Below are 12,323 nucleotides of genomic sequence, written 5' to 3'. Positions count from 1 at the left end.
ATCACATGCTCCACGACACCGAGCTCACCCACCAAGACACGCAACAACCTTGTCAGGTGGCCGGGATTTGAGACGGACGAAGCGACAGAGTGGGCTGCCGACCTGGATCCGCAGCCAACACGAGAGCCCTCCGAACTTCGCCTATATGCTTTGTCGTTTCTTCGATCGTGAAACGGTCATCCGTCACACGCGGAGGATTGACGTGACCGTAGGCACCCTGCACAGTCAACTCCACACCCACCCCGAATGGATGGACACACAGGATTCTCGCATCAACGACGCTCCCGACGAGGTCAGAGCCGATCTGACCCCACTCCGACACAGGAAGGTCATGGATGTCCCGCCCTTCTACCATGGAGCCCACAGCTTTTCCTTTCCTATCGTCAGCTGATTGAAAAGTTCAATCTTTGCATGAGGTATCTCCCATTCCTTCCCAGGGCCGCCCTCATAATCGAGGCCTGTACCGAAATTCTTCTCGAAGTCTGAGCGATTGAAGGTGAACTTGGTGTAGAAGTCTTCATGTGTACCGACCGAATAGTCGGCATAGCCCTTGATGACGACATCCTCCGAACCCACGTAGGCCAAGCCATTTCCTCCAGCGTGGCGGCTCGGGTTGAGTCCATTGGCAAGCTCATCTTCGCCATTTCCCCGCTGCGCAGCCCGGTACACGTGGATCAAGTCGTCGCCAGTGCCGCAATTGTGCACCAGAACCGGCGTGGCCCCCGCCACCACGTAGTACGTATGCGTGACAGCAACCGTCAGATCGTTCGTGAGATGTGGACGGTGCCAGATCGTGACAGCCGATATCGCGACTGACGCACCCGAGGCCGTGTGCAGGGTCATACCGGGCTTGAGATGGCCGGCGTTGATCCAGTCCTTTGCGGAATCGACCCAGAACGGGTGGGTCACCGTCGCCACGAGCTTCGACGACTTGGCGCCGTCGCGGATCGTGATGGTGGCGAAGTCCTTGTCGTGCTTGGTAGTGATCAGCTTTTCGACAGTGCGTGACTGGTTCCTCCCCGTCTGCGGGTCGGTGGCCAGGACCTTGTCGCCCTGCTTTATGTCCTTGATCTTCTTCTCGTGGCCGTCGGCCATGAGGACCTTGGTGGCGGGCAGGAAACTGTGGGTGCACTGGGCGGCGCCGCTGCGAGGTGCGGCCGTTTCGGCACGGTCGGCGCCACTCGCCACACCGGAGCCGGCGGTCCCCTCCGCCGCGGTGTCCGCGGCCTTGGCCCCGGAACTCGTCGCTGCCTTGGCGGCGGAAGCTGTCTCGGTTCCCTCCGCCACGGCCGCCGCACCCGCCCCAGCGATGCCCGCTGCCCCGGCGATGACAGCCCCGCCCTCGCCGATCACGCCCGCCGAGGCACCCACCACGGCTCCGCCGAGGCTGCCCATCTCCGCGCCCGCGGTGAAGCCCTCGGCGCCCGCCACCAGGACCGCCCCGCAGCCGCCCGCCGTCGCGACGACACAGGCGACCACACCCACGACAACCGCCGTGGCCACTACAGCCGCGATGACCGGGTGCTGCTGGACGGCGTGGTAGGCCTTGTGGACGATCTTGGAGCCGTAGCAGGACAGCGACCAGCCGCAGCTGTGGTGGGAGCTTCCGCCACCGCCTCCCCCACCACCACCGCCACCGCCACCGCCACTGCTGGTGCCCCCACTGGCCGTGCCGGTGCCGGAGTCGTAGCCCACCGCCTTCTGCGTCGCGGCGTCGCAGTTGGCGAGGTCGTACTGGCAGGAGTTCGGCCGGGAGCCGATTTCGAGGCCGCTGGGGTCGCTGCTGGTGAGGGGGTTGTCGGCGGCGTAGGTGTAGCCGTCGATCTGCTGGGCGTCGGTCAGCTCCAGGACGGGGTCGTCCGAGACGAAGCGGCCGATCGTCGGGTCGTATTCGCGGGCGCCGAGGTGGGTCAGGCCGCTTGTCGTGTCCTGGATGCCCGCGACGAAGCCCTTGTCGCCGAGCCACGCGGCCGACGTCGGCTGGGTGCCTCGCGGGTTGCCGAAGGGGTCGAGGCGGCGGCGCGTCACCGTCTGCGTGGTGGCGTCGACGGCTGTCTCGGCCGTGTCGTGGGCGTCCGTGACCTGCCACTGGAGGCTGCCCGCACTGGTGCGGACGGCGACGGTCTGCCCCGCCCACGTGTAGTACCGCGTCCCGGTGGTCGTGGTCGTGCCCTTGGCGAGGCGAACCTCGGTGTCGCCCAGGTAGAGGGTCGTGCCGGAGTCGTCGCGGGAGAGCAGCCGGTTGCCGTCGGCGTCGTACAGGTACGACACGGAGGTGCCGTCGGCGTCGGTGGCCTTGGCGAGGTGGCCCTCGGCGTCCCAGTCGAGGGTCTGGGTCTGGCCGTTCAGGGTGCGGGTGTGCGTGTTGCCGGACGCGTCGTAGGTGTAGGAGTCGGTCGTCGACGTGCTGCCGGTGGTCGTGGTCGACGAGGTGAGGGTGTGGGCCTGGCTCGTACCGGCCGGCGGGTAGACGAACGACGTGGTGGTGTCGGCGGCACCGGCCGTTGTCGCGTGGTCGGTCTGGGTCTTGCGGTTGCCGAGGTCGTCGTAGGAGAAGCTCTGCCAGTACGGTGCCGGGCCGCCCAGGACGGCGGTCGACGCGTCTGCGGCGCAGCCGTCCGTCGCGGTCCAGGCCTGGGTGAGGCGGTCGTGGCCGTCGTAGCGGTAGCACTGGACGTCGTCGGTGCCGTCGGCATGGGTGGCCGTCTTGGTCGGGTTGCCGTAGTCGTCGTACGTGTAGGTGGTGTCCTGGACGGGGGCGGTCTGGGCGTCGTCCGTGACCAGTTCGCGCTGCAGACGGCGGGTGCCGTCCTCGTAGGTGTTGGTGACCTGCAGCCACTTGGCGGTGTCGGACGAGGAGACGCCGAGAGTGACCTGTCCGATGTCACCGAGCTTGGTGTACGCCGTCTTCTGTACGTAGCCGGTGGCGCCGTTCAGCGTCGTCGGCATGCTCAGGCTGTTGTAGCCGTACTCCAGGGACTCACTGGGCAGGCCGCCGGCGGCCGGGTCCGAGGTCACCTGGACGGTGCCGTCGAGGTTGTAGCCGATCGTCGACGTGTACGAGCCCGCCAGTGCCTCCTCGCCGGTGACCGAGGGGATCGTGACCCGGGTCAGGGTCGGCCGGTACAGGGAGTCGTAGGTGCCGACCTGGCTGATGTACGCCTTGCCCGCGCTGCCGCCGACGTAGCGGATCGCCGAGGTGGGCAGCCCCTTCAGGATCGAGTCGTACGTCCACTTGGCCAGTTCGTGGGTGGCGTCCTTGGTGGTGCCGTCGTACATGTCGGTCCGGCGGCCGAGGGCGTCGTAGGTGTAGCTGAGGGTCTTCTCGTCGGAGGTGCCGACGGCAGTCGTGGTGGAGGCGACCTGGTCGAGTTCGTTGTACGCGGTGGTGGTCGTACCTGCGTCCGGGTCGGTGGCGCTGGTCTTGCGGCCCAGCAGGTCGTAGCCGTACGACCAGGTGTTGCCGTCGTCGTCGACGACCGACTTCAGGCGGCTCTTCGCGTCGTAGGCGTACTTGATCGACGTGTACGGGCCGGACGGGCTGCCGCTGTCGTACTGCCGGGTCTCGGTGGTGCGGCCGAGGGTGTCGGTGAGGGTCGTGGTGGCGATGCCGCCCTGCGGCGGGGTGACCGTCGTGCGGTCGCCGCCGTACGACGTCGACGTCGTCCACCGCTTGGCACCGTTGGCGTAGAAGTCGGCGGCCGTGGCGCGCCCGGCACCGTCGTAGGTGGTCAGGGTCTGGGCGGGGACGGCCGAGGTGATGTTCACCAGCGCGCCGGACGCGTCGGTGGCGTCGGTGTAGTCGGCATCGGCCTCGACGGCCAGGCCCCGGCTGTCGTACTTCGTCTCGGCGACGACCCGGCCGCCGTCCGGTGCCGGGGTCTGGGTCTGGCGGGGGCGCAGGAGCGCGTCGTACAGCGCGTACGTGGTGTCGTACGTGGTGCCGTCGTTGTTGAGCTTGCCGGTGGAGACCGCCGAGGCCGCGGTCTTGGAGATCGTGTACGTGTAGACGAGGCTCGCGGACTGGCCCGCGGCCTTGGACCGGTTGGGCAGCCACAGGGCCGTCACCCGGCCGAGGGCGTCGTAGGTGTACTCGGTGCGCTTGCTGTTCGGGTCGACGACGGACGTGGCGATACCCCGGGCGGGGTCGAAGTCGGTGGTCGTCGAGTACGTCTTGGCGTCGGTGGTGATCGTGCTGGTGAGGGGGCCGCCGGTGGTCGGCGTGTACTTGGTGGTGCTGACGGTCGCCCCGTTGGTGTCCTTGACCGAGTCGACCCGGCCCTGGGTGTCGAAATGGCTGGTGGAGACCGTCTGGTAGACCGGGCTGCCGCCGGAGTACGAGGACAGGCGCTGGGTGGAGGTCTCGTCGCCGAGGGTCGGGGCGGTGCCGTAGGCCTGGCTGTCGTAGAGGGTGCGGGCGTCGGAGATCACGTCGTCCGGTCGCTGGGTCGTGGCACCGCAGGCCACGTCGACCGTCTCGACCCGTACGGGGAAGGCCATCAGCCAGTCGGTGGTGTTGCTCGCGAGGGTGGTGCGGGTGCACTGCTCGTCGCCGGTGACCGCGCTGTCGCCCGAGTCGTCGACCGTCAGGGCCGCGCCGGTCGAGTCGTCGTAGGTCGTGGTGACCGTGGTGTTCCGGGTGCCGCCGGAGGACAGATCGGTGCGGTTGTGGACGGCGTGGGCGCGGGTGTAGCCCGAGGCGCGGGTGCCGTCGGTGCCGGTCTGGTGGATCCACTGGTCGGTGATCGTCCCGGACACCTCGGCGGAGCCGTTGTAGGCGATCGACTCCCGGACGTTGCCGGCCAGCGGATCGGAGTCGGTGACCGCGGTCCCCGTGGAGTCCGTGACCTTGACGCTGCGCGTGCTGCCGTCGGACTGCTTGTCGCCGTCCATGCCACGGAAGTACGTCGCCACCGTCTTCGTACGGGTCGACTGCGCGTCGCCCGTGGTCGTGGTGACGCTGCCGTAGCCGCGCCACTGCGACCAGGTCTTGCGCTTGGCCGGGGAGGTGACGTTGTCACTGTCGTAGTGCCAGGCCGGGGAGCCGTTGTACGTGTAGTCGGTCTCCTTCAGCGGAGCACCGGCCGTCGGGTCCGACTCCGTCACCTGCGTGACAACGTACTTGTGGAACCAGTCCAGTTGGGGATCGGTGGTGTACGGCGGCTGCCAGTACGTCGGGAAGCAGCGCAGGGTGTCGGAGTCGGGAGCGCTCGGCATGGTCGTACCGGCGACGCACTGCGGGTCGGAGTAGTTGACGGTGAGGACCGAGCCGGTCTCCGAAGTGACCTTGCGGACACGCCACTTGACGAGTGCGGCGATGTCGTCGTGGGTGGTGTCGACGCGGTTGTAGAGCTGGATGCCCTCGAAGGTGACCGGCGGCATGGCGACGGAACCGCCGTCCTTGCCGGTGCGGGTGATGGACTTCAGCCACAGGCCGGCCGAGGTGCCGTCACCCGGGTCGGGGAAGGACTGGTCCAGGGCCCAGCTGTCGGCGGACCGGTAGGCCGGGGTGGCCAGGCTCGCGTCCCAGACGCTGGTGGTGACGCCCGTGAGTCGCTTGCGGGAGAAGAACGTCGGTCCGGTCGCGTCGCACACCTTGCCGGAGGCGCAGATCTGGTCGAAGGGCACGTCCGGCCAGTGCGAGGCCGTGGCCGACGTGGGCGAGGCGCAGGTCTCGGTGCTGGTGACGAGGCAGCGTTCGGCGGTGGTGAAGGCGACCTTCTCCGGGGCGGTGCCGAAGACCGTGGAGGCGGTGATGCCGTAGTCGATCCGGCTCAGGTAGCCACCGCGGTCGTACACCGTGCCGTTGGCGGTGGTGGTGCCGCTCTTGGCGTAGTAGTTGGTCTCCTTGGTGTACCAGTACGACATCGCGTTGCCGTGCGGGTCCACGACGTAGTCCAGGTTCCAGCGCCAGGCCTGGGTGAGCGCACGGCCGGAGAGGGCGGTGCCCTGGTCGTAGCCGGGTTCGCCGGAGTCGTCGCCGAAGACCGGGGCGGTCCAGGTGGAGTTGGTGACCGCGTCCCCGGTGGCCCAGCCGGGGAGACGGTTCTTGCCGAAGACGTACTGGGTGCCGTCCTGGGTGGTGACGGTCCAGAACTCGCCGTCGTTGTCGCCGTTCACGGCTCCGGTGGAGCGGACGACCCGTTCGCCGTCGTCGGTCTTGGGGTGCCAGGTACCGGAGGTCTTGTCCTTGATGAGCGGGCTGGACTTGCCGCCGAGGACGAGGGTGGCGTTGTCGGTCGCCCAGCACTCGTCGTTCTTGCCGGACTGGCCGTCGTCGTCGCAGGAGTCGTACGAGCGCTCGATGTAGGACGTGGAGAGGTCGAAGCCCTCGCCGACCCACGACGGCTGGTTGTTGGTCGAGGGCAGCCGGCCGTCGACGCTCTGCGAGTCGTACGTGATGGCGAGGTTCGGCGCGGGGCCCCCGTTGGACGGGGGCACCGACAGCGGGTACGACCAGGTGAAGTCACCGCTGGAGCCGCCCGCGTTCCAGGACGCCGAGGGGTTGAGCGAGGTCGCCTGGTAGGAACCGGCGCCGGACTTGGCGGCGGAGGCGGTCGCGGCGAACGTGGTCAAGGTGGCAGAACCGACCGTCGCCGTGGTGGTCAGGGTGTGGTGTGCGACGTCGTTCGTGGTGGCGACCGGTGTCGTCGTCCGGCACTTCTTCAGCTTCGGGGTGGTCAGGGCGCAGGCGGGCAGGCGGACCAGGGTGAGGCGGGAGGCGTAGTCACCGCCGAAGGCGTTCGCGAAGCCGGAGTAGTCCAGCGTGAGCCGGGCCTTGCCGGTGCCCTTGCGGCCGTCGGCACGGGCGACGGAGAGCACCGTGCCGTTGACACCGAGGGCGGTCGCGGTGCCGTGAGCAGCCACCTTGACGGTCACCTTCGCCGGAGCCGCGCCCTTGGCCGGGGCGCTCACCTTCAGCGGCAGCCGTCCGACCGATGCGGTCCTGGCGGCGCTCGCCCCGGCCGCGACGGGCAGCGTGGCCGTCGCGGCCGTGGGCCAGACGGCCGGTTTCGCGACCTGAGCGGCCGTGCGGGCGGCAGCGGCCTGGGCAGGGTCCTTCTTCGCGAGGGTCCTGGTCCGGAAGGGCACGGCGGTGCCCTTCCTGGCCTCTGGCACGTCCACCGTGTGGTGGCCGTGCCGCTCGGTCGCCCAGGCGGCCGGGGCTGTGCCCAGCCCTGCGGCCACCAGGGCGCCCGCGGTGAGAGTGACGACCCACAGCCGTGTCCGGCGTAGCCCACCCATGACTGCACTCCCCGTTCGTGTGAAAGTCCGCTGAAGGTCTGCCGCTTCGCCCGTGAGAGGGGCCGCCGCCGTCACAGCGGGATGCGGAATTCGTCGGTGTACATCTGGTGGATCGCGGTGTCCGACATCTCGCCGGTCCACACGCGTACGTCGTCCACGAGGCTGTGCGCGTAGTCGCTGTACGCGCCCGAACTGACGCGTCCGCGGCCGATGTTGAACGTGCCCGTGGCCTGCCAGGGCTGGGTGAAGACGATGCCGTCACCGGTGTCGTCGTCGGTGTCGGTGTCTCCCTGGGCGCCTTGCCGGACTCCGTTGACGTAGAGGCGCAGTTGGTGGTGGGCACCGTCGTAGACGCCGGTCAGCAGGGTCCACTCGCCGGGGTCGACGAGTTGGGCCGAGGCGATGTTGGCGGGCACCGTCACGACGGCGCCGCTCGTGGTGTCGGCGGTCGTGCGGCCGAACACCCACATGCCCTGGGTGGAGCCCGCGGTCTGGTCGTACCACAGGCCCCAGGAGTCGCGTACGCCACCGGACTGGGTGACGATCCGCATGTGGTGGGCCACCGAGGTGTCGGACAGCGCCGCCGCGTCCAGCTTGGCCCAGGCGGCCACGGTGAAGTCGCCCTGAGAGTCCACGATCGGGCCGGAGGCGGTGGCGTCGGCGGTCGAAGTCCCGTCCAGAGAGAGGACGTTGCCCCTGCCGCCGTCGGTGTCGGTGGTCCAGGTGCCACCCGAGCCGACGGTGGCGGTGTGGCCGTAGCCGGAGGAGTCGGCGGCACTGGTGCCCGAGGTCTCCTCCATGGCCCAGTCGCCGGCCGGCGCGGGCCGGGCCTGGCCGCTGGTCGCGTCGGTCATGGCCTGGAGGTCGGCGATCTCCTGCTCGAAGAGGGTGCGGTTCCAGACGGCCACCTCGTCGACCTGGCCGGGGAAGTAGTCGGAGAACGAGCCGCCGTACTGGCCCCGGGCGATCTGCAGTCCTCCGGTGGACTGCCAGGCGGTGGTGTAGGCGACGGGGTCGCCCTGCGGAACGCCGTTGACGAAGAGCTGGATGGTCTGGTCCTGCGCGTTGTACACGCCCATCAGATGGGTCCAGACGCCGACTTCGGGGGTCATGGTCGAGATCGAGCGGACGATCGTCGGTGCCGCGACATCACTGGCGTACCGGTTGAAGACCCAGGCGTTGTAGGAGGTCGAGTAGTAGAGGGCGAACGCCGATCCGTTGGTTCCCGCCTGGGACAGGGCCACGGCGTTGTGGGAGGTGCCGGTCAGCCGGACCCACGCGGAGGCGGTGAAGCTCTTGGTGGTGTCCAGTACGGAGGAGGCGGTGGCCGCGTACGAGGAAGTGCCGTTGGCCTGCACCGACTTGCCGAGCCGGGCGTGGTCGGACCAGGTCGCGGACCCGGCCAGGGTCGCGGTCCTGCCGCCGATCGCGTCGGCCGCCGCCGTACCGGTCCCCTCGTCCATGGACCACTGCGAGACCGGACCCGTGCCGGGAGAGACCTTGAAGTTGTAGGTGTAGCTCTGCGAGGAGATGTTCCCCGCCGAGTCCCAGGTCTGCACGGTGAGGGTGTTCAGGTCGCGCACGTCGGGAACGAGCGAGACGGTGTAGCTGCTCGTCGCGGTGGTGAAGGTCTTGGTCCGCACCGGGTCGTCGTTCAACTGATAGGTGTACTTCACCACGTCCGAGGCGCCGTTGGCCTTGAGGGTGAAGGACGCGGGGACACCGACACCTCCGTAGGCCGTGCAGTCGTCGGGGCTGTCCGGGCTCGCGCACTCCTGGTACGTCGTCGAGTCCACGTCCGGCTGGACGGGAGCCGTGGTGTCGACGCGGAACCAACAGCCGGGACTCCAGGCCGAGTACATGTAGCCGGTCGTGCCGTCGAAGGAGTACTTGTACTGGCTGCGGGCGCGGAACCAGTACGTCTGCCCGTTGGTCAGGGCCGGTGTCGTCCATGTTCCGGCGGTGCCGGAGGCCGTGTACGCGGAGGGACTTCCGGAGCCCGCCGACGGATCGGTGGCGCTCGCGTCGTAGCGGTACACCTCGAAGTTCGGGCGCAACGTCGACTGCGAACCGTCCACCGACTTCGGCGCCGCCGCCAGCGTGGGCGTCGTGTCACGGATCACCGCCGCCGTACCGCGGCTCGCGGCGCATGCCAGGTTCGGGTTCGACATCTTCACCCCGGTCGGGGCGCTCGGCTTGGACACGAACGTCACCGACAGGGTGGGCTTGGTGTCCGACGGGGAGGCGAACTGCTTCCACGCGATCTCGTCGTTCTCGTCGGCCGCCCGCAACCCCAGGGTGGTGGCCGAGGCGGACTGGCCGGCCGTGTAACTGACCGCGCTGGTGGCATCAAAGGAAACGTTTCCTCCCGGGCAGGAGGACGAGTACCCCTTCGCGGCACTGACCGAGTCCACCTGCGCGGCCCACGACGGCTGCGCCGACCATTTCGTCGACGACGAGATCGACCCGGTGCGCCACAACTGCACCGACTTGGCCGTGCAGTTCGCCGACCACACCTCCAGCGCCGTGAAGGTCGCCGACAGGATCTTCCTGCCGCCCAGGGTGTGGGTGTCGAACTGGTACAGCGAGCGCGCCTTCTTGTTGTCGACCCAGGCGTCGTAGCCGACGCCGAGCGAGTGCGAGGTCTTCCAGAAGGACGTGGAGGGCGAGGTCGACCACACCGTCGTCCACCCGGTCAGCGAGGCGCTGGTCGTCTGCGGGTCCAGCACCACGGGGTAGGTGGTGTCGGGGTCGTCGAGGAACGCCTGGTCGGGCTTCAGGGTCAGCGCGTCGTCCGAGACCGTCAGGTCCATGGCGGTGGACCTGGCTCCGGGAGCCGGACCGTCCAACGCATCGGCATCCGCACTCCCGGCCTCGTCGGACGTGGCGGACGTGGCGGACGTGGCGGCTGTGGCGGCTGTGGCGGCTGTGGCGGTGAACGACGTCTTCGAGACCTTGGACGACGTGGCCGCGGCCGGGGCGGGTGCAGGGGCCGAGGAGTCGTACATCAGGGCCGTACCCGTGGTGAACACCGGGCGCCCCTGGCCGTCCACGAACGCGGCGCCGCCGGAGTCCGTGTCATGGGCGGAGACACCGTCGACCGAGACGGGGAACCTGATGCTCGACAACTCCTCGGCCTGGGCCGCTTCCCGTGACTTGACCACCAGGTTCTCGCTGAAGCCGTCCGGCGTGGCCTGGACGATCAGGTCCGTCCCAGGCATGACATCCGCGTACGTCGCCGTGGAGCCCGACAACGTCGGTGCGGGCAGTGTCCACGGCGAGTCGACCCGGTAGGTCTTCCCACCCTGGCTGATGCTCGCCAGAGCTTCGAGGGATCCTCCCCCGGAGAAGGTGACGTCGGCCGCGGCTGCTTTCGGTACGACTTCGCCGGACGAGGTCGTCTCCAGGGTGGTGTCGACGGGCACCCACCCGGACGCCCTTTCCACCCGCACCGGTACCGGATCGAATTCGACGGTGAATGTGCCGTCCGGCTGCGCCTTGACGAGTTGCGTGGGAGTCGTCTCCGCGCTTACCTCGACAGGCGAACCGGATTCGGCGGCTTTCCCCGATGCGATCGCCTCGGGCGACAGATCACCGGTATCGGCTGCCACCGCCGAGGCCTCCGACGCTGTCGCGGCGACCGCCTGGCCATTGCCGACGCCCAACATGGGCACAAGAAGTACCGACGCTACGAGCCAGGCTCGTCCCCCACCCCGCCACATAACCCCCGCCTTGCTTTACAGGTTCCTCACAGCCGGGTGATCAAAGCTCGGGGGGTCATCTCACGTCAACCGCTCCCGGCGGCGCGAAATCGAACAATTCCACCCACATGTCACATCGGGCGGGTAAAAGGAAGGAGCAGGATGCGCGACGGGGAGGGCATAGAAACGCAAAAGAATCCCAAAGAGGATTACCCCTGACGACTCAGGGACCCAAGGGATCGACAAGAAAAAGAAAAATACCGACCCTTCGTGGAGCGGGCAGGGGGAAGCGGAGAATTTTCTTTTACTCGCTTCATGCCGATGCCCCGGGGCAGAGCTCAGGGGCAGAGCTAGTCCCCGCCCTCCCCCACCGGCGGCCAGGCGTCCCCCCAGTCCGTGTCACGCGCGGCCCGGTAGAGCAGCCCATGCCGCTTGGTGACCGTGGTCCGGCGCAGCGAGGGCTCTGTCTCGCACAGGTCGAGCAGGACCTGGCCCTTCCGGATCTGGGGCCTGCGCACGACACGGGCGGGCGCCGAGGTCACCGGGAAGCGGGTCGCGGCGACGTAGCTGAACTTCTCGTCCTCGTACGGCAGGGAGCCTCCCTTCACCTTGCGGTGGAGGGAGGATCGGCTGACCCGGGCCGAGAAGTGGCACCAGTCCTCACCGGGGACGATGGGGCAGGCCGCGCTGTGCGGGCAGGGGGCGGCGACGTGGAAGCCGGCCTGTACGAGTCGCTCGCGGGCCTCGATGACGCGGAGGTAGCCGTCGGGGGTGCCGGGCTCGATGACGACGACGGCCTGGGCGGCGCCGGCCGCCGCGTCGACCACGGAGGTGCGGTCGGCCTCCGTGAGTTCCCCGAGGACGTAGGAGATCGTGACGAGATCAGTGCTCTCGATTCTGAGCGCCGCTCCGATCCGAGAGCGCTGCCACTCCGCCCCCTTCAACTCCGGGTTGGCGGCGGCGATCTCCCGCCCGAGGGCGAGCGCCGGCTCAGCCCAGTCCAGCACGGTGACGGGCCGTACGCCCTCCCAGACCGCGTTCACCGCCCAGGTCGCGGCCCCGGTCCCGCCCCCGACGTCGACATGGCTGCCGGGTGCCCAGCCGGGCGCGGCCTCCGCGAAGGCGTCCAGCGCCGAGCACACCGCCCCGAAGGTCGCCGGCATCCGGTACGCGGCGTACGCGGCCACGTCGGAACGGTCCCGCAGCACGGGCGCGTCGGTCGGCGTCCGCCCCCGATAGTTGGCGATCAGCCGCTCGACCGCCTGCGCGGCCGTCTTCGGCGGCAGTCCGTCGAGGAGACCGGCCAGGGCGGCGCGCAGGGCGTCAGCAGGGGAAACGGGAGTGTGCACGGGGAGATTCTAGAGGTGGGGGCGAGGG

The 12,323-nt window shown here is 69.0% G+C and carries 3 protein-coding genes; all 3 read right to left on the bottom strand.

Annotated features, from left to right (window positions below):
- Positions 1-348 precede the first annotated feature (348 nt).
- Complete coding sequence (locus ACWCRB_RS21855; RefSeq protein ID WP_450997616.1) at positions 349-7,245, bottom strand: polymorphic toxin-type HINT domain-containing protein; 6,897 nt, start codon at positions 7,243-7,245, stop codon at positions 349-351.
- A 71-nt stretch (positions 7,246-7,316) separates the two neighbouring features.
- Complete coding sequence (locus tag ACWCRB_RS21850) at positions 7,317-10,856, bottom strand: LamG-like jellyroll fold domain-containing protein (protein WP_450997615.1); 3,540 nt, start codon at positions 10,854-10,856, stop codon at positions 7,317-7,319.
- Between the two features lie 440 nt (positions 10,857-11,296).
- Positions 11,297-12,295: a small ribosomal subunit Rsm22 family protein gene (locus ACWCRB_RS21845; protein ID WP_450997614.1), complete on the bottom strand. Its 999-nt coding sequence runs from the start codon at positions 12,293-12,295 to the stop codon at positions 11,297-11,299.
- Positions 12,296-12,323: the final 28 nt, after the last annotated feature.

The sequence above is a fragment of the Streptomyces sp. NPDC002156 genome, from assembly GCF_053593675.1.
Note: the sequence above shows the minus strand (reverse complement) of the source record. Positions and strands in the feature narration are given on the sequence as shown.